The following is an 18,526-nucleotide window of genomic DNA, read 5'->3' as shown; positions in this document are numbered from 1 at the left end:
GTGCGGTATCGTTTTGGGGAGCCTGGCTAACGGAAGGGTCCTGTCATGTCCCGAACTGTCATCGACCTCGATGACGAGATGGTGGCCGAGGCCATGCGCATCTACGGCTCAAAGACCAAAGCGAAGGCTGTGCGCATGGCCATGGAGGATGCCGTCAAGCGCCATCTCCGTCAGGAGCTCGCGAACGCGATCAAGAGCGGGGAGCTCGACCTCAGCGAGATCGTGGAGAACACCGGTCCCCGCAATGCCGACGGCACCCTTCAGCGCTCCACGCAACAAGGTGCTGCGTGACCGATTACCTCGTTGACAAATCGGCGCTCGCGCGCTGGGGCCATCCCTCCGTCGGCCGGGTTCTGGACGATTTCAGTGACCGGGGCGTCCTGGCCACCTGCGCGGCGGTGGAATGGGAGATGGTCTACAGCGCTCGCAACAAGCCGGACATGGCCCGTATCCGCTTCCTGCTGCGCGGCTTCAACTTTCTCTACTACGGCGACGAGGTGTTCGAGCGCGTGCTCGAGGTTCAGGGCGTCGCGTTGGAGCGTGGTTTTCACCGTGCCCTGTCCATGGCGGATCTCCTTATTGCCGCCACTGCCGAACGTCACCGGGCGACCGTGCTCCACTACGACGGTGACTTCGATATGGTCGCATCGATCACCGGACAGCCCACCCAGTGGGTCGTGCCCACAGGGACAGCGGACCGCTAATCTGGCCGGTTTATCCCGCAGGAATGTGGATTGCTTCGACCCAGGTGGGCGGGGGCGGCGGGTCCGTGCCGATGAGCGCGGCGATGAGGCGGGCCGACGACGGCGCGTCGGGCCAGGGAGTGAAGCCGTCGGTCAGCACGATCACGACGCCGACCCGTTCGGGCAGGGCGAGGGCCGCGCTGATGCCGACCCGCATGTCGGTGCCGCCCCCACCGGCGAGATTCACCTGCTGCGCGGACGTCACTCGAGCAGCGGTCTGTACGTCGGCGTCGCAGGCGAGCACCGTGACCCGATTACCGCCGACGCCGACCTCCCGCAGTACACCGGTGACCTCGGCGAGGGCCGCCGCGAGGTCGTCCTCGCCCATGGACCCCGAGGTGTCGATGACGATCGCGACGACCGGCAGCGGGCGGCGCAGGCTCGGCAGCACGACGCCGCGCAGTGCGGCGGTGCGGCGGGACGGGCGATGGTAGGTGTAGTCGACCGCCCCGGCGGCCCAGGCGACCGCCTCCCGTACGGCGCCCGCGAGCACCCGGCGCCAGTCGACCGTCGGTTCCAGGATCTGCTCCGCCCAGCGTTGCCAGCCGGCCGGAAGGCTGCCGCGGTTGCGCTGGTGGGCGCGCATCGCTTCGGCGGTATGCCGCCGCAGAGCCTCGGACTCGACCGTGTTGACGCCGCCCGGCCCGCCGTCACCGGTGAGCTCCCAATCGCCCGGTGAGCCGTGGGCGCCGGAGCCGCAGTCGGAGCAGACAGCGGACGGCGGCAACTGCGGGAGATACTCCTCGAACAGCCGTCCGGCCGTCAGCCCGAAGGTGCCGGGTTCCACCCGGCCTTCCTGCAGTGTCAGCCCATCGGCGAGCAGGTCATCGTTGATCTCGCAGTCCTGGGCGACGTTCACGCGCAACCGGTCGCGCTGGTCGGTGGCCGGCAGCCGGTCCGCACGGCCGTGGTGGTCGCGCAGCACGTGAGAAACCTCATGGATCCATACGCCCGCGAGCTCGGGAACGGACGTCGCCGCGACGAACGCCGGTGACACGTAGCACCGCCAGTGCCGATCGACGGCCATCGTCGGCACACCGCTGGTCGGCACGACCGTCAGCGAGTAGAGCGCGGAGGCGAGGTACGGCCGGTCGCTCGCGGCACGATAGCGCGCGGCGAGCAACTTGACCCGGTCGAATTCGGCCACGGGTCAGGAGGCGCTCGGCAGCGCGCCGGACAGCTGGAGCAGATCGAGGAACGCGTCAATGCCGCTCGGCACCGGCCAGTCGGTGTCGCGCATCGCCGCGAGATCCCCGGCGGCCCGGGCCGCGACGTCCGGTACGCCGGCGTCGACGGCCTTGGCCAGCACCGCCCAGCCGGCCTCCCAGCGTCGCCGCGTGAGGTCGCTCTGCACCGCTGAGACGATGGCCGTCAGGAAGGCGAGCTGCCGGTCGCCCCTCTCCGGTAGTGCGAAGGCGGCCGGATTGGCCAGAACGCGGTCCGGGTCGGGCAGGTCGAGCTGTTCGAGGTAGGCCAGCAGCTCCAGACCCGTGCCGTCGCCCACCGCGCCGATCACCGCGGCCGCGACCGCCTTCTGGTCGGCGCCGGCGGCGTACCCGACCGCCAGCAGGCGCAGCACCATCTCCCAGGTACGAGGCGACGGCCAGGCGCGGCCCCGGCTCTCCGCGTCGCCGGGCAGATGGTGGGCCAGGCCGGGCCGTGCGGTCAGGAACCCCGAGATCACCCCACGGGCGCGGGCGACCGCGCTGGGCACCCGGGCCGGGTCAATGAGCGGCAGGGGCACGGCCGGCCAGGTTCCGGCCATGCCTCGTGCGACCGTTCGCGGATCGTGCGTCCACTGCAGGTGGACGAACCGGTTCGCCAGTGGCGGGCTGAGGTGCCAGCCGTCCGCGGCGCTGGACGGCGGGTTGGCGGCGGCGACCACACGGACCGGCTCCGGGAGCGACAGGCTGCCGACCCGGCGTTCGAGGACGACCCGCAGCAGCGCCGCCTGGACGGCAGGGGGAGCGGACGACAGCTCGTCGAAGAACACGATGCCGCGCCCGGCCGCGGCCAGCCGCACCGCCCAGTCCGGTGGGGCCATCGGCACCCCGGTGGTGGCCGGATCATCACCGATGATGGGCAGGCCGGCGAAGTCGGAGGGCTCGTGCACGCTCGCGATCACCGTCTCCAGCGGGACGCCGAGCCCGGCGGCCAACTGCTGGAGGCCGGCGGACTTGCCGATCCCCGGCTCGCCCCACAACAGCACGGGGAGGTTCGCCGACACCGCGAGCGCCAGCGCCTCCAGCTGCGGGTTCGCGGCCGGCTCCGTCCGCTGGGAGCCGAGCCGGCGGACCAGTTCGTCGGCCGCGGCCAGCGGATCCGGTGTGAGGTTCTCATCGGTGACGGTCAATGTTCCTCGTTCTAACGGTCCCGGTCCAGCAGGGCCAGGAGGAAGTCCAGGTCGGTGCGCTTGTAGACGCGGATGAGGTGGGAGAGCGACTGGCCCGAGTCGTCGGCGACGTCGGGGTTCGCTCCGGCAGCCAGCAGCGCGCGTACCAGCGCGGCGGAGCCGTTGTTCCCGACCGCCACGTGCAGCGCCGTGCGCCGGTTGTGGTCCACGGCCTCGAGGTCGACCCCGGCCGCCAGCAGGCGCGGCAGCAGGACCTCGTGGTCCAGGTTGATCAGCGCGTGCAGGAGCGTGCGGCGCTGACCGTCACGGAAGCGCGGGTCGACCCCGGCGTCGAGCAGTCTGAGGACTCCCGGCGTGTCGCCGTGCTGGGTGCGGCTGTACAGCTCCTGCTGCTGCTCCCGCAGGGCCTTCGGCAGCCGGCCCTCGCCGGAGGACACTATCTGCGCCACGGCGAAGCAGCCGGCGACCGCGCCGCCGAACGCCCGCATCGCCTGTTCACGCCGCTGCTCGTCCGCGCTGTGCGGCACCCGCAGCGCGCCGTCCTGAAAGCACACCTCGTGCCACTCACCGCGGCAGCGCACCCGAACCGGGGACGGGGGCCGCGGATCCGGCGGTCCGACCGGATCGGTGGGGTCCGCACGCATCGGGAAGAGCGCGTTCCGGACCAGCGGATGCAGCCGGTCCGGATCCGCGTGGCTGTGACGGAGTACGTCGAGGTCCGGCAGCCGCCGCCAGCACGCCTCGGGCAGCACCGGGGTGCCGGAGATCTCCTCGGGGTCGGTGATCCGGATCCGCAGTTCGCCGACCCACCTGCTGCTTTCGAGCAGCAGGGAGTAGTAGGAATGCGGAATCTGGAAGCGACGCCCGAAGCCCTCCCGGATGAGCAGTCGGACCTCCGGCTCGAGCCTGGTCAGCGCCAGCGGGAGTCTCTCCAGGACAGGCACCGGATCGATCAGGGAGCCCCAGCGGAGCTTGAGCGGTGACGGATCCAGCGCGACCCCCGCCGCCGCGAGCGCCGCCTCGACCTCCCCTCGCTCATGCAGCAGGGTCGTCCATTCGGCGCGGGCCGGCGGGTCGGCCGGACCGGGGTCGGCTGTGGGCAGTTCCCCGGCGGCGCGCCGGGTCCCGTCCGCGTTGAAGAACGGCGGCCGGTCTCCGCCACCATGGCGTTCCAGCAGCGCGCCGGTGTGCCGTACATCCCATAGGTGCCGCAGCATGGTCCAGTTATGGAGGGCGCGCCGATGATCGCCCGAGTCGATCCGGCCGAAGCGCAGGAGTAGCCGCTGCGGCCCGTTCACCAACTCGGGCGTGGTGACGTGCAGATACTGCGCGGCCTTGGCCGCACCCGGGTAACCGCCCAATGTCACCGTCTGGCCGGTGCGGATCGTCGTACGTCCTCCCTCCAGGACGCGCGGCAGATGCCAGCGCAGCAGGTCCGGCGCGAAATGGCGGAGATCGTCCTCGACGGCGGCCGCGACGGCGCCGCCATGCTCCCGGGCGATGCCGGCCAGGTCGAACGCGACGTCGACGTTCGCGGCGGCACAGGCGCCGCGCCAGTCTCCGTCGAGACGTCGCTCGGTGGCCCGCTCGATCATCCACCGGGGAACGGCGTACCGCAGGATCCGCCGTCGGCTCGACGCCTCGTCCGGTGGGTACGACGGCGTGCGGCGGGACGCAGCCGTGGGGTCGGGGACTGGCGTGCTGACGGCGTTCACGCTTCCTCAGCGATTTCCGGATACTCGCGTTCGATCCGATCCTTGATGAAGCCCAGGTCATAGCGATCGAGCATGACGATCAGGCTGTAGAGCGAGACGGGCTCGTCTTGGATCTCGCCGGTCAGGTCTATCCGCGCCCCCGCGGCGAGCAGCGCGTGGACGAGCGCCACCGAACCGTCCCCGCAGATCGCGGAGAACAGCGGCGTGCGCTGGTCCTCATCTCTGGCGTCGATGTCCAGGCCCGCCGCCAGGAGCCGCCCGAGCAGACCATCATGGTCGAGGTGCTGCAGCATGTGGAGCAGGGTGCGCTGTCGGCCATCACGGACGCGTGGATCCACGCCGGCGTCCAGCAGTCGTAGGACTCCCGGGAGGTCGCCGTGCTGGGCCCGCGCGAAAATGTCCCTTCGCTGGTCGCGCAGGGCCTTGGGCAGCCGTCCGGTTCCGGACGTCCACGCGTGCCGTGCTGCGAAGCATCCGGCGATCGCGCCCCCGAACGCCCGCATGGCGTCCTCCCGCTGCTGCTCCTCCGCGCTGTGTGGGATGTGCAGGACGCCGTCACGGAAGGACGCCTCGTGCCACTCGCCGCGGCAGCGGATCCGGGTCGGCTTCGGGAGCTCCGGGTCGGCCGCAGGAACGCCGTGCACCGCGCGGCTCGGGAACAGGGCCTCGCGTACGAGCGGATGGAGCCGCTCCGGCGGATAGCCGTCCCGCAGCAGGTCAAGGTCGGGCAGGCGGCGCCAGCACGTTTCGGGGAGCACTATGTCCGCGGGCTCCGTGCCCGTCTCGAATTTGACGGCTTGGACGCGCAGACCCGCATCCGATCCGTCGATCTCGAACAGGATCGCCGCGTACTGTCGGTAGGGAAGCCAGAAACGGCCGGTTCCCACCGAGGCCGCGAGGCGACGGATCTCCGCCTCCACCCGGGTCAAGGCGAGGGGCATCCGCGCGAGAACGTCGAGCGGATCAACGTGACTCACCCCGTAATAGGGATCGAGCTCGAGCGGCGCGGCATCCAGATCGATGCCGGCGGCGGTGAACGCCGCTTCGACCTCGCCGCGTTCGTGCAGCAGCGTGACCCACTCGGTGAGCGACGCCGGGTCGGCGCGGCCGGGGTCGGCCGTGGGAAGCTCTTCCGCCCCGCGCGGTGTGCCGTCGCCGTGGAAGAACGGAGCCCGCGCCTTGTCGCCGCCGCAGCGTTCACGCAGGTCGTCGGTATGGCGCACGTCCCACAGGTGACGCGACGAGCTCCAGTCCTGGACGATGTCGCGCCAGAACGCGCAGTACGCCCAGTCGGTCTCCAGATAGGTGTCCTGCTGGTGAACCGGCCCGACATGCAGGCGTAGCCGCTGCGGACCGTGGACCATCCAGCGGGGCGTCTGGAGGTACAGGTACGGGGCGTCTGAGGCCCCACCCGGCCTTCCCAGGACCATCACCTGGTCGGGCACGATCGTCGTACGCCCGCGGTCCAGGCGGGGCAGGTGCCAGCGCAGCAGGTCCGGGGCGAAGTTGCGCAGGTCGTCCTCGAGCGCCGTGGCGACGGCGTCACCGTGCTCATTCGCGATGTCGGCCAGGTCGAAGGTGACATCGATGTTGGCGACGGCGCAGGCGCCACGCCAGTCGCCGGCGAGCCGTCGTTCGGTCGCCTGATCGATCATCCACGGGGGGACCGCGTACCGCCTTATCCGCCGCAACCGGGACGCCTCGTGCGGCGGATACGAACGGGACGGCGTACGAGGTGGCAGACCGGCCGGTGGGGGCGCCGCGCTCACCGGTAGAGGCTCCCGATCGCGTGCAGGTCCGGATGGGTCCGGGCGGCGGGACGGAGCCGTGGCGCCAGCGCACGCTTCACCTGGCGGGGCACGCCGGGGCCGAACCCGACGTATTCCAGACGGGTGTCGTCGGGAACGGCGGCCAGCAGGGCCTTGGCGCCCCGGCCGGTGATCCCGGTCCGGCGCAGCTCCAGCCGGCGCAGTGGGCTGCCGGGCAGAGCCGCGGCCAGCGCGGCCGCGCCCGTGTCGCCGGTGACGTTCGCGGGTGCGCCGAGGCTCCGCTCCGATGGCGGACGTCCCAGATCGAGTGCCTCGATGCCGCTGAGCGCGTCGGCCAGCGCGCGTGCGCCGTCCGGCCCGATGCCGTTGCCACCGAGGCCCAGGCGCACCGGCCGGGCGGGGTCGGCCGCCGCGGCGAGCGTGGCCGCACCGGCGTCGCCGAGATGGTTCGCCGGAAGGTAGAGCTCGCGTACCCCGGCGTCCCGGATCAGCGCGGCCAGCAGGTCACCGGACTCCGAGCCCAGCCCGTTGCCGCCCAGAAACAGCCGTTCGACCGGATTCGGCCGCTCGGTGAGCACGGCCAGCAGCGCCCGCAGGCCCTCCCGCGTGAGCCCGGTGTTGACCAGGTCGAGAGTGCGGATCGTGGTGTTCTGGCGCAGCATCGCGGCGAGGGCGAGGACTCCGTCGTCGCCCACCGGGTTCCGCTTGAGCCACAGGGCGCGCACGGTGGTGTCCGTGGTCAGCCGACCGGCGAGCGCCTCGGCGCCCGCCGCGTCGATGCGGTTGCAGCCGAGGTAGAGAGTCTCCAGGCCGTGGCCGGGAACGAGCGCGTCGGCGATGGTCCGGGCTCCATCGTTGCCGATGGCGTTGGTGCCCAGCAGCAGATGGACGGCGTGCGGCGAGGCCACCGCGGCCGGGAGCAGCCGCGCCGCACCAGCCGGGCCGAGGCCCTGCTTGCACAGATCGACCCGGCCATCGGGCCGTACGGTGCCGAGCGGGAAGGTCTCGTCGGCCGCCACCCGGGTCGGTGCGGCCAGCCGGGCGACCAGCGGACCCAGGTCCGTCAGATCGGCCGGCGGCACGTCAACGTGCTCGATCGCGGGGCAGCGTACGGGCGTCGGCTCCATCATCACCAATCCACCGGTCGGTAGTCCTTCAAGAACAGGCCGGACATCCGCTTCCCGCCCACACCGCGCACGATCGGGTCGTAGACCCGGGCGGCGCCGTCGATGACGTCCAGCGGCGGGCGGAACCCTGCCTCCCGCTGCGCGGTCTTGTCCGGATGAGGGCGTTCGTCGGTGACCCAGCCAGTGTCGACGCTGTTCATGTAGATGCCCGAGGCCGCATAGTCCGCGGCGGCGGTGCGGGTCAGCATGTTCAGGGCGGCCTTGGCCATGTTGGTGTGCGGATGGCGGACGGTCTTCTGCTCCCGGGAAAAGCTGCCCTCCATCGCCGAGACCTGCACGACGTACCGGTCCGGCCACGGCGAGGCCTCGAGCAGACCGCGCAGCCGGGACGTCAGCAAGAACGGCGCGAAGGAGTTCACCAACTGGACCTCCAGCCACTCGGCCGGGTCCACCTCGTGCAGCCGGAGACTCCAGCTGTTGCGATCGCGCAGGTCCAGCGGCTGACCGGTCTCGTCCGTCCGCCCCGCGGGGAACAGCGCCTCCAGGGCGTCCCGCCGCGTGACAGCTTGCCCGGAACCCGATGGAGTCGCGCCCGCCGGCGCGAGTTCCGGCCGCGCGGCGACGGCGGGCGCGACCGTTCCCGATATGTCCGCCACGTCGATCCGCGCGGCCAGGCCGCTCAGCGGCGCGCGCTCCGCCGCGCGCACCTCGCGGTGGTACGCGCCGGGTCGGCGGATCGTCTGGGCCGCGTTGTTGACGAGGATGTCGAGATGACTGAACCGCCGCTGAACGGACTCCAGCAGACCCGCGACGGCCGCCAGGTCGAGCAGGTCGACACCGTGGACGTGTACCCGGTCCAGCCAGGCTTCGGCGTCGGGCACGGCCGCGAACCGACGGGCGGCATCCCGCGGAAAGCGGGTGGTGACCAGGACGTCCGCGCCGTCGCGCAGCAGCTTCAGCGTCAGCTGGAAACCGATCTTCACCCGGCCGCCGGTCACGATCGCCCGGCGGCCACGCAGGTCGCAGTGGGCGTGCCGACGGGCCAGATTCTCCTCGGCGCAGTCCGGGCACAGCAGGTGGTATTCCGGATGCACCTGCTGGTAGGCGGACTTGCAGACGTAACAGCGTCGCGTGCCCACCAGCGGGCGCCGTGTCGGCGCGTCACCCGGCGGATCCTGGGGGCCCGTCGGGGCTGCCGGCGGGACGAGCGCGGGGGATGGATCCTGCTCTCGATAGCGCGTCGTGGCCGCCGTGGCCTCGTGGTCGCGTCGCCTGCGCTCGGCGTGCCGCGACGCCTTTCGGGTCTTCTTCCCCGCCCGGTACAGGTGCGCCGCGGCCTCGTGCACGGCCGCCCATTGAGGATCGGCCGGATCCGCCGCGCGTGCCTGGGCCATCACCCGCAGGCAGGTCTCGACCTCAGCGGGGTTGGGGAGGGTTCCTGATTCGGGCGGCGGTGTCCCGGTCCAGTCAGGATCGACGACCGACACCCACACCCCCACTCCGCGATTTGGGGCAAGGCTGGTCGGATTCGAACCGACGTCCTCCAACCTGCTGTAAGGCGCGACGACCTCTGCGCTACAGCCTTGCCGCTGGAGATCTTAGCGACATTCAATGGCCACTACGGCTGTATGTGGCCTGTCCGGCTTATGTGGACAAGAACCGCGTTCCGGCACGCTGCTCTGAATGTGTGCGCCGCCGCTGGGTAGCGGTCGCGTCATGCGACTGACCTACACGTCTGATCTGTGGTGGAAGAATGCCGTTGTCTATTGTCTCGACGTCGAGACGTTCAAGGACGGCAACGACGACGGGGTCGGCGACTTCCGGGGGCTCACGCAGGAGATCGACTACCTGGCGGGGCTCGGGGTCACCTGTCTGTGGCTGATGCCGTTCTTCCCCACCCCCAACAGGGACGACGGCTACGACATCACCGACTTCTACGCCATCGACCCGAGGCTCGGGACGCTGGGCGACTTCGTGGAGTTCATGCGGACCGCCAAGGACCGCGGCCTGCGGGTGATCGCGGACCTGGTCGTGAACCACACCTCCGACCAGCATCCCTGGTTCATCGAGTCGCGCTCCAGCAAGAAGTCGCCGAAGCGCGACTGGTACGTCTGGTCGGACAAGCCGGAACCCGACGATCCCAAGCAGGTGGTCTTCCCCGACAAGGAGGACAGCATCTGGCAGCTCGACACCTCCACCGGCCAGTACTACCTGCACAGCTTCTACCGCCACCAGCCCGACCTGAACGTCAGCAACCCCGAGGTCCGCGATGAGATCGCCCGGATCCTGGGTTTCTGGATGGAGCTCGGGCTGTCGGGGTTCAGGGTAGACGCGGTGCCGTTCCTCATCGAGAACGTCCAGCCCCAGCTTGCCGACCCGCACGAGTTCCTGGCGGACCTGCGCGCCTTCATGACCCGCCGCGAGGGCGCCTCGGTGCTGCTCGGCGAGGTCAACCTGCCCTACAAGGGCCTGCTCCCGTACTTCGGCGACGGACTCGGCGACCAGCTCACCATGTGCTTCGACTTCATCGGCATGCAGCGCGCGTGGCTGGCACTGGCGCGCGGCGAGGCCGAGCCGCTCGCCGACGCGCTCAGCTCTCGCCCCAAACCGCCCAAGGACTGCCAGTGGGCGATGTTCCTCCGCAACCACGACGAGCTGACGCTGGACAAGCTCACGGACAAGGAACGCCAGGAGATCTTCCAGGCGTTCGGCCCCGAGGAGGACATGCAGATCTACGGCCGTGGCCTGCGCCGACGCCTGCCGACCATGATGGGCGGGGACATGCGCCGCATCAAGATGGCCTACAGCCTGCTCTTCTCCCTCCCCGGCACCCCCGTCATGTTCTACGGCGAAGAGATCGGCATGGGGGAGAACCTCAAGGCGGAGGGCCGCATGGCCGTACGGACGCCGATGCAGTGGTCACCGGACGGCGGCTTCACCCGCGGCACCCCCGAACGCGAGATGCCGGAGGCCGCCTTCGCGCCCGCCCGCATCAACGTGGCCGACCAGAAGCGGGACAACGACTCGTTGCTGCGCTGGTTCCAGCTGCTCATCGAGCGCTACCGGGAGTGCCCCGAGCTGGCCTGGGGCGACTGCACGGTGCTGGAGACGGCCGATCCGGCGATCCTGGCGCACCGCTCCGACGCCGACGGCGCCACGGTGGTGGCGATCCACAACCTCGGCGAAACCGCCCAGGACGTGGAGCTGAAGCTGGTCGGCCTGGAGACGCACACGCTCACGGACCTCCTGGTGGACGGGACCCTGGAGGTCTCGGAGGAGGGCGTGGCCCGGCTGACGATGGACCCGCACGGCTGCCGCTGGCTGCGCGCCTCACCGAAGGAGATCCCCGCCGAGGACGCCTCGGTCAAGTCTCACTGAAGACGCTGTGGCCGCAGCAGCCGGTTTCAGGCGACCATGCTGAAGTCCACGGTTATCTCATCCAGCTCGGGAATCATCATCTTCGTCCCGGATTGCTGGCCGGCCCATGTTTTTGGCTGGGCGGTGACGAAGCCGAGCGCCTGCTGAACTTGGGATCGCCAAGAATGCGAGGTCCCTGAGATGTAGTAGACATATACATGGGAACGCAAGGAGCCGCCCTTGCTCTTGACGTATCGGTCGTAAAGAAGGAGTGCTTCGTCCAATTCTATGGACGTGCCCTCGGCCCACCGCTGATCGTACGTGATCGTCGTCCGCCCCGCTGTCATGTGCAGCTGGTAGCGCGTCCAATCAATGTGCAGCGCGAGCTGGCACCAGATGGACCCGTAGTCGTCTTCCCCGCATATTGTTACTTTTTCTATCCATTGATTCTGGATGCCTCTGCATACTTTCTCGATGGTCGAAGAGGGGGTGTACGTACGGCGAAGCGCAGTTCGGACCTGCGAGATCACGGCATCCATCCGTGTCAGGGTGAAGGTGGTGGTTTCCGTTCTTGATCTTGTGTAGGTGTAGGCCACGAGCTGCTCCATAGATGGTTGACATAGCTACTGGCGGCACGGATGACACGTCCGGTGGCGATTACTCTGGGTAGCGTGACGTTCCCGGGTATCTTCGGCTGGAGCCCATGAGCAAGCCGCTCCAGGGCCTCGCGTGGACCAATGGCGGCGATGTGCTCCCAGAGCAGGTCATCGGCTAGATCGTTACGTATGGCGGAAAAGAAGGCTATGGGCATGTCGGGAAACTCGTCGAGCAACTGCGCGCAGTCGCCCCGAAGCTCGGGGAACATACTCGCGACTACTTCGGATTTCTCGATCCGGGTCGGCGCCCATGGAAACGGGCGCATACGTCCCGGCCGGATCAGCGGGCCGTACAGCTTGGTGAAGTCATTGCCGGTGATGATGATCGGCACGCGCTTGACTCTTTGACCGTCCACGTGCTGCGGAAAATCTGCCAAGTGCATGAGCTCGCCAAATATGTTCTGTCTGTTGACCGTATACTGCACCATGTCGCCCCAGTTGCCGATGGCGGCGTCGATGTCATTGAAAATCAACGCCACCGGCCGGAGGCCCCGGCTGCTGCTCGCCCGCATTCTTGCGCACGCCAAATATTTTTCGCGCACCAGCCTGGCCGGCTCGCCGGCCTCCACGCTCTCCAGTTCGCCACCCGAGACGAGGCTGGTTTCGATTCCCAGACGTTCCATGAGTTTTTCGCACTGATATGTCTTGCCTTCCCCGGAGGGGCCGTGGATGCCGAGAATCAGGGGCGCCGAAGGCTCGGGCTCGGGCATCAGATTCTTGTACAGGTGCAGAGTCACTTCGCGGTGAAATCTGGACGGTATTCTTGCGTCGGTCATGCATTATCCGTCTCGGACTGCCCGCTGCGGCGCCTATGTACGCGTTGCTTCATCGCCTCCAGCTCGGTGCGCCATAGATCTGAATGCAGATCATCTTTGGCGACCTGTTCATACTGGACGGCAGTAGCCGGGTTCAACGGCAGGCCGAGAGCCGCTCTTCGTTGATTGACGATATCGTTCAACCGGGCGAGGCGATCGGTGAGGATCTGCTCTTGGAGTTCGGGGGTGTTCTTCTTGGCCACCTGCCGGGCGAGTTTGACGCCGCCAAGCGGGCCGACGGTGAGATCGGGGTCGCGTTTGATGATCTCTGCTATTTCGGTCATCACCTTTCGGACGACCTCATCAAGTTGCTCGGTGCTCAGCGCTGCACGTTCTCGGGCGATAGAGGCGGCGGCGGCTTCGATCTCCTGCTTTCTTGCGGCATCCCGCTTGCCTCGGATGAGGTCGACCAGGAGAGATTGAACGACGCCTTGAGCTACTGCGATCACGAACTCAACGATCATGATTTCCCCGCAGGGTGAAGGATGGAGTCGCTTCTAGAAACCGAGTGTCTACGAACTGGGCATCCGTGGTCAATGGGCATGGAGCGCCACTTTGCCACTGCCTTCATAGGGGAGAATGTGGCATTTATCCAGTAAGTACGATTTTATGGGACGAAGCCTAGGGTCCGTGATCCATGGGTTATGCGCCGCAATTACTGTCAACGCCATGCACACCATGAAGCTTGGGGCCGTCGCGCTGACCGCGCTGGCCCTGATGGGCGTACCCGCGAACGCGACCGGTGACAAGACCATCACCGTCACCGTGATGGGCACCTCCGACATCCACGGCAACGTCCTCAACTGGGACTACTACAAGGACGCGGCCTACGCCGACAGCGCCGGCAACAACGTCGGCCTGGCCAAGGTGTCGACGCTGGTCAACAAGGTGCGAGCGGAGCGTGGCGCCGGTCGGACGCTGCTGTTCGACTCGGGTGACACCATCCAGGGCACCCCGCTGGCGTACTACTACGCCAAGGTCGAGCCGATCACCAGGAACGGCCCGGTCCACCCGATGGCCAAGGCCATGAACGCCATCGGTTACGACGCCGTCACCCTGGGGAACCACGAGTTCAACTACGGCCTGCCCCTGCTGGCCACCTGGATCCACCAGATGAGGGCCCCGGTGCTCGGGGCGAACGCCGTCAGCGCGAAGACCGGCCGGCCCGCCTACCTGCCGTTCGTGATCAAGACCATGAACGTCAAGGGCGACAAGCCGGTCAAGGTGGGTGTGCTCGGCCTGACCAACCCGGGTGTCGCGATCTGGGACAAGGCGAACGTCGAGGGCAAACTCCGCTTCACCGACCTGGTGGCGTCGGCCAAGAAGTGGGTGCCGATCATCCGTGGGCTGGGCGCCGACGTGGTCGTGGTGACCGCGCACGCGGGCGACAACGGCATGTCGTCGTACGGCGGCGACCTGCCCGTGGAGAACGCCTCCGCCCTGGTCGCGGAGCAGGTGCCGGGCATCGACGCGGTGCTGTTCGGGCACGCGCACAACGACGTGGCCCAGCGGTTCGTCACGAACCAGGCCACCGGCAAGCAGGTCCTGCTCACTGAGCCGAGCAAGTGGGGCCAGCGCCTCAGCGTGATCGACTTCCAGCTCGCCAAACAGCGCGGCAGATGGACGGTCACCGGCAAGTCCTCGGCCACGCTCAACACGAACACGGTCGCCGAGGACCCCAAGATCACCGCCCTGCTCAAGCCGCAGCACGACGCCACGGTCGGCTACGTCAACAAGGTCGTGGCCAAGTCGTCGGAGCAGCTCTCGGCCGCCGAGTCGCCCTACAAGGACACCCCGATCCTCGACTACATCCAGCAGGTCCAGGTCGAGACCGTCAAGCAGGCCCTGCCGGACAACCAGCTCCCGGTCCTGTCGATCGCCGCGCCGTTCAGCCGGACCGCCGTCTTCCCCGCCGGCGACATCCGGGTGCGTGATGTGGCCGGGTTGTACGTGTACGACAACACGCTGCTGGCCGTGAAGCTGACGGGCGCCCAGATCAAGGACTACCTGGAGTACTCCGCCAAGTACTTCAACCAGCTGGCTCCCGGCGACCCCGTGGACGTCGCCAAGCTCACGAACGCCGGCAACACGCCGGACTACAACTACGACCAGCTGTCGGGCGTGTCGTACGACATCGACATCGCCAAGCCGGTGGGTCAGCGGATCGCGAACCTCACTTACGAGGGCGCGCCGGTGCCGGCGGACAAGGAGTTCGTGGTCGCGATCAACAACTACCGGCAGTCGGGCGGCGGCGGGTTCCCGCACGTCGCGGGCGCGCCGGTCCTGTACAACGCCCAGGTGGAGATCCGCCAGGCGCTGATCGACTACGCGACGGCCAAGGGCACGATCAACCCGGCCGACTTCGCCGCCGCCAACTGGCGCCTGACGCGTGACGGCGCGCCGGTCTTCTGACGTACGGCAAGCAGTGCGTCCTTTGGCAGGCGTGGCGGCGCTGTCCCTCCAGATTTCGCCGCCACGCCCGTTCTAGCGGGCTCTTCCGGACAACAATCTCGTCCAGATCGCCCGAGTCTCATTGATCGGCCGGACAGAGGTCTCATGTACTTCGTGCCTGCGGTCGCGTTGGATGGTCCGGCGGATGAACGCCTGCCCCGCGCTCTCGCACAACTCGTAGACCGTCGCCCGGCAGAAACAGGTCCAGGCCACCACGCGCGCCCGCGCCAGCACCGGGTACGGCGTGCGCCACTCCAGCCGCACATGATCCTGCTGAGCCCTGGCCACGTGCGGACTCAGACACTCATCCAGCACAGTCACCACATGCTCTCTGCGATCAGGCCGACCACTCATCCGTGCGGTCGGCGAAGAGCCCGGGACTGATCGTGTGATGGCATCAGGCACGGATTCTCCGCTCCTTGAGAAGCCGCTGAATGACGGCCAGGGCCTTGTCTTGGCTTTCCGCCGTAGCGTGGATGGCCCCGCCCGGAGACCCTCCAGTCATGAGGCGAGGCCATCCGCCCGGCGTGCTGACAACACGCCAGGCCCTGCTGCCCGGCACCCGCATCGTTGGACGAGACAAGCGGGAGCCGGGCTGTCTCTAGGGGATCGGTTCTCGGCGCAGATCCCGCACGTGCACGGTGAGGGCCCGTGCAAGTGTGTATTCGAGCCGGTGGAATGCATCCAGCGGAACGTCCTTGTTGCGACATAGGGCACGTGCTCCGTCGCCAGACAGCGTGACGACGTCTCCTAGGACGCCGTACGGCTCGTACGCACCGCCTGAGGTGTAGACGTGCGCTTCGACGCGAAGGCGCGGGCAGGACGCGATGGCCTTCGGGATGCACCGCACGCACGTCGCAGGCTTGGTGACGTACATGGACGCGACGGGCACCCCTCGGGGGAAGACCCACCACAGGCGCCCGCTGTACGGCTCTCGCGCGCTTTCCCCGCACACCTGGCATAGCTCATTCAGCATGCAGTCGCGCTGCCGCAGGGTGTGCACCTGGTCCCACAGAGGGGCGCCGTGCCGATGGTCCTCCTGGCGGGCCCACAGGACACCCATCTGCCAGTCACTTTCGACGGGTTCCGGGTAGGAGAGCCTGCGCCTGTCAGTTGCGCCGTCGTAGCGCGCCAGGACGACCCTGAAGTCGATTTTCTCGGCGTCGTGGGGGGTGATGTACGGGGCGGTCACAGCCGACCGCTGACCGAGCGTTCGCATGGAGGCTATTGGCCCATGACTGTCCTGGTGCACGCTTCATAGGCTCCGGGACCAGGAAGGACGACTGAACATCCCCAAGGGACGTTTTCGGGACGTCTTTCTCGCGTATAAAGGTCCCGTGCCCCCCACGAACGATCGCCTACGCACGGCGATGCTCCGCGCAGGCGTCACCCCCGCGCAACTCGCCGAGGCGGCTGGCGTAGATGTCAAGACGGTGACCCGCTGGATGAAAGGCCGTCTGCCCCACCCGAGCAACAGGCTCGCCATCGCCCGGCGCCTCGATGAGACTGAAGGCGCCCTATGGCCCGCCGCCCGGCCCGACCAGGCTCCAGGCGGTGCGGCGACGAGCGAGGTCATCGGCGCCTACGGCCACCGCGTCGACATCCCCGCAGAGCTGTGGGGAGCCCTCCTACTCGGCACCCACCGTCATATCGACATCGTCGGCTACAGCTTTCTGTTCATCTGGGAGCAGCACATCGACCTGCCCAAGGTCATCGCCGCCAAGTGCGCAGACGGAGCCCGCGTACGTGTCGCGCTGGCCGATCCTGAGTGCGCGCACGTGCGCGAGCGCGACGACCTGGAGCAGCTTGGCGGTACCTTGCCCGGCCGGATCCACAACGCGCTCAACCACCTGAAAGAGCTACGCCACGTGCCCGGTGTCCAGGTCGGCCTCCACCAGGTCCACCTGTATTCCGCCATCTACCGCTTCGACGAGCAGATGATCGTCACGCCTTACCTATATCGGGCCCGCGGCTACCAGCACCCCGCCCTGCACCTGCGTCGGCTCAGCCCGTACGGCATCTTCACCCGCTACGCCGACCAGTTCGAGCAGATCTGGGACACCGCCAAGCGACTGGAGCCCGCCTAGGCTGGGTAGGGCAGACCGCATGGCGCGAACGGACTACTACGAGGACCCGAGCGCGCCAACCCCGAACACGATCGTCCCCGGCGGATCGGCGGTGGTCATCGACGACGCGGGCCGTGTCCTGCTCCATCGTCGGCGCGACAGCGGTCTTTGGGCGCTTCCCGGCGGCGTCATGGATGTTGGCGAGACCATCGCCGAAGCGGTGGTCCGCGAGGTGGCCGAGGAGACCGGTGTCGCCGTCGAGATTACCGGGCTGGTCGGCATCTACAGCGACCCCCGGCACGTGATCGCCTACAGCGACGGCGAAGTCCGCCAACAGTTCAACATCTGCTTCCGCGCCCGCTCGATCGGCGGCGAAACCCACGCCACGAACGAGGCCAGCGAGGTCCGGTGGATCCCCCGCGACGAGTTTGACACCCTCGACATGCACCCCACACAGCGACTGCGGCTCACCCACGCCCTCGACGAGGCACGCTCCGTACCGTACGTGGGCTGATTGGGGTGACGGGCGGCACCCTGCTTGAGTGTGTGAGCCGCTGCTAAGTAGCGGTGGCACCATGCGACTGACGTACAACTTGTCTGGCGCGATCACGATCACGCCAGACGGCGTAACGATCAGTTTGTTCACGGTCACCCACTTCGTCAACGCCGTCAGATGTTGAATTCGCCCTGGAGGAACGCTTTCCATTCTCCCGAGGTAAAGATCAGCGCAGGTACTAACCTGGTCGCGGTCCAATCCTGAGGAGTTGCGTTCCCAATGCTCGACCGCGAAAGGCTCGTGTCCACGTTCGATGTGCTGGGGCTGGAGGTGACCACATCGCCGCTCCGTACGCTCGCTGGGCGCGTGACGGATGAGACGGCCAAGCGGGTGATCACCGCGATCGGGATCCCTGAGCGAGTCGGTGGCTACCTCACCTTTGACGATTTCAGTGACGGTCCGACGTTCGTCACCGACATGGTGCGGAACCCAGATTCAAGCCTGCAACGGGAAGCCGGAGACTTCATCCTGTTGGGCTTCGGCGCCGGAATGCTTGTCTTGAACGGGGAGAGCGGGGGCGTGTCGAGCAGGAAGGACGACGGCACGCTCTGCACGATAAGTTCAGCACTCGATAAGTTCGTCGAGTTAATGGTCCTCATTCAGGAGCAGCTGAACATCGCGGAGGAGGAGTCCTGGCCGACCGGTGGAGCGGAGACCCGGCAGGCGGCAAACGACCTCATGCGCCGGTTTCGTGAAATCGACGGCGAGGTCATGAAACCGGCCCGAGCATTCTGGCGAAGTGTAGTGACGGGGTCGTTCCGATCCATGGGTTTCTGAGCGGCGTTGCGCGAGTTGATGCCCTTTTCGTCTTCTGGATCGGGGAAGGCGGGCTGGTCAGAGTGTTGCTGGCTGGGTTAGGGGCGTGGTTGAGCGAACAATCCCGGCTCGGTCTCCCTCCCAAGCGAGCGGACCGATGGG

At 68.0% G+C, this 18,526-nt stretch carries 18 protein-coding genes and 1 tRNA gene; 7 read left to right on the top strand and 12 right to left on the bottom strand.

The features are described 5' to 3' along the window. Positions 1 to 45 precede the first annotated feature (45 nt). Positions 46 to 291 (top strand): type II toxin-antitoxin system VapB family antitoxin, encoded by a 246-nt coding sequence (locus ACGFJ2_RS52450; protein WP_357651335.1) that lies wholly within the window; start codon positions 46 to 48, stop codon positions 289 to 291. Further along, positions 288 to 704, top strand: coding sequence for a PIN domain nuclease (locus ACGFJ2_RS52445; RefSeq protein ID WP_393481714.1), 417 nt, complete (start codon positions 288 to 290; stop codon positions 702 to 704). The genes ACGFJ2_RS52450 and ACGFJ2_RS52445 overlap by 4 nt, the downstream gene beginning before the upstream one ends. Positions 705 to 714: 10 nt before the next feature. On the opposite strand, the gene ACGFJ2_RS52440 is transcribed toward ACGFJ2_RS52445, so the two are convergent. From ACGFJ2_RS52440 to ACGFJ2_RS52410, 7 genes are all read right to left on the bottom strand, one after another. Beyond that, positions 715 to 1,890 carry a VWA-like domain-containing protein gene (locus ACGFJ2_RS52440; protein WP_393481711.1) on the bottom strand — a complete coding sequence of 392 codons (1,176 nt, stop codon included), beginning with the start codon at positions 1,888 to 1,890 and terminating at the stop codon, positions 715 to 717. A gap of 3 nt (positions 1,891 to 1,893) precedes the next feature. Next, on the bottom strand, positions 1,894 to 3,096 hold the full coding sequence (locus ACGFJ2_RS52435) for an AAA family ATPase (RefSeq protein WP_393481708.1): 1,203 nt from the start codon (positions 3,094 to 3,096) through the stop codon (positions 1,894 to 1,896). Between the two features lie 11 nt (positions 3,097 to 3,107). Then, a complete protein-coding gene (locus ACGFJ2_RS52430) occupies positions 3,108 to 4,811 on the bottom strand; it encodes an ankyrin repeat domain-containing protein (RefSeq protein WP_358182039.1) in 1,704 nt (567 codons plus the stop codon). Next, entirely contained in the window at positions 4,808 to 6,466 is a 1,659-nt protein-coding gene (locus ACGFJ2_RS52425; RefSeq protein ID WP_393481705.1) for an ankyrin repeat domain-containing protein, read from the bottom strand. Before ACGFJ2_RS52425 ends, ACGFJ2_RS52430 begins: the two co-directional genes overlap by 4 nt. Positions 6,467 to 6,576: 110 nt before the next feature. Next, positions 6,577 to 7,710 carry a gala protein gene (locus ACGFJ2_RS52420; protein ID WP_393481702.1) on the bottom strand — a complete coding sequence of 378 codons (1,134 nt, stop codon included), beginning with the start codon at positions 7,708 to 7,710 and terminating at the stop codon, positions 6,577 to 6,579. After that, positions 7,710 to 9,194: an SDR family NAD(P)-dependent oxidoreductase gene (locus tag ACGFJ2_RS52415; protein WP_393481699.1), complete on the bottom strand. Its 1,485-nt coding sequence runs from the start codon at positions 9,192 to 9,194 to the stop codon at positions 7,710 to 7,712. The genes ACGFJ2_RS52420 and ACGFJ2_RS52415 overlap by 1 nt, the downstream gene beginning before the upstream one ends. Positions 9,195 to 9,220: 26 nt before the next feature. Continuing rightward, positions 9,221 to 9,292, bottom strand: a tRNA-OTHER gene (locus ACGFJ2_RS52410). A 131-nt stretch (positions 9,293 to 9,423) separates the two neighbouring features. On the opposite strand from ACGFJ2_RS52410, the gene ACGFJ2_RS52405 reads away from it, so the two are divergent. Continuing rightward, positions 9,424 to 11,085 (top strand): alpha-amylase family protein, encoded by a 1,662-nt coding sequence (locus ACGFJ2_RS52405; RefSeq protein ID WP_357957829.1) that lies wholly within the window; start codon positions 9,424 to 9,426, stop codon positions 11,083 to 11,085. 26 nt (positions 11,086 to 11,111) lie between these two features. On the opposite strand, the gene ACGFJ2_RS52400 is transcribed toward ACGFJ2_RS52405, so the two are convergent. From ACGFJ2_RS52400 to ACGFJ2_RS52390, 3 genes are read right to left on the bottom strand one after another with little or no spacing between them, the layout of a single operon-like run. Further along, complete coding sequence (locus ACGFJ2_RS52400) at positions 11,112 to 11,603, bottom strand: hypothetical protein (RefSeq protein ID WP_393481696.1); 492 nt, start codon at positions 11,601 to 11,603, stop codon at positions 11,112 to 11,114. 5 nt (positions 11,604 to 11,608) lie between these two features. Continuing rightward, on the bottom strand, positions 11,609 to 12,496 hold the full coding sequence (locus ACGFJ2_RS52395) for an AAA family ATPase (RefSeq protein WP_393481693.1): 888 nt from the start codon (positions 12,494 to 12,496) through the stop codon (positions 11,609 to 11,611). After that, entirely contained in the window at positions 12,493 to 12,999 is a 507-nt protein-coding gene (locus ACGFJ2_RS52390; protein WP_357957823.1) for a hypothetical protein, read from the bottom strand. Before ACGFJ2_RS52390 ends, ACGFJ2_RS52395 begins: the two co-directional genes overlap by 4 nt. A gap of 205 nt (positions 13,000 to 13,204) precedes the next feature. Here ACGFJ2_RS52390 and ACGFJ2_RS52385 point away from each other — a divergent pair, with 205 nt between their 5' ends. Next, positions 13,205 to 14,947 (top strand): bifunctional metallophosphatase/5'-nucleotidase, encoded by a 1,743-nt coding sequence (locus ACGFJ2_RS52385; protein ID WP_393481690.1) that lies wholly within the window; start codon positions 13,205 to 13,207, stop codon positions 14,945 to 14,947. A 72-nt stretch (positions 14,948 to 15,019) separates the two neighbouring features. Here the strand turns inward: ACGFJ2_RS52385 and ACGFJ2_RS52380 are convergent, their stop codons facing one another. Then, on the bottom strand, positions 15,020 to 15,307 hold the full coding sequence (locus tag ACGFJ2_RS52380) for a hypothetical protein (RefSeq protein ID WP_393481687.1): 288 nt from the start codon (positions 15,305 to 15,307) through the stop codon (positions 15,020 to 15,022). A 280-nt stretch (positions 15,308 to 15,587) separates the two neighbouring features. Beyond that, positions 15,588 to 16,205, bottom strand: coding sequence for a hypothetical protein (locus tag ACGFJ2_RS52375; protein ID WP_393481684.1), 618 nt, complete (start codon positions 16,203 to 16,205; stop codon positions 15,588 to 15,590). A gap of 118 nt (positions 16,206 to 16,323) precedes the next feature. Here ACGFJ2_RS52375 and ACGFJ2_RS52370 point away from each other — a divergent pair, with 118 nt between their 5' ends. The 3 genes from ACGFJ2_RS52370 (at position 16,324) to ACGFJ2_RS52360 (ending at position 18,385) form a co-directional block, all read left to right on the top strand. Further along, positions 16,324 to 17,073, top strand: coding sequence for a helix-turn-helix domain-containing protein (locus ACGFJ2_RS52370; protein ID WP_393481681.1), 750 nt, complete (start codon positions 16,324 to 16,326; stop codon positions 17,071 to 17,073). Positions 17,074 to 17,092: 19 nt separating this feature from the next. Further along, positions 17,093 to 17,566, top strand: a complete 474-nt coding sequence (locus ACGFJ2_RS52365) for an NUDIX domain-containing protein (protein WP_393481678.1) — start codon at positions 17,093 to 17,095, stop codon at positions 17,564 to 17,566. A gap of 261 nt (positions 17,567 to 17,827) precedes the next feature. Further along, positions 17,828 to 18,385, top strand: coding sequence for an SUKH-4 family immunity protein (locus ACGFJ2_RS52360; RefSeq protein WP_393481675.1), 558 nt, complete (start codon positions 17,828 to 17,830; stop codon positions 18,383 to 18,385). The last annotated feature ends 141 nt before the right edge of the window (positions 18,386 to 18,526 follow it).

It is taken from the genome of Nonomuraea sp. NPDC049028, assembly GCF_043197735.1.
Taxonomy (GTDB): Bacteria; Actinomycetota; Actinomycetes; order Streptosporangiales; family Streptosporangiaceae; genus Nonomuraea.
This window is presented reverse-complemented; position numbering and strand designations above follow the sequence as displayed.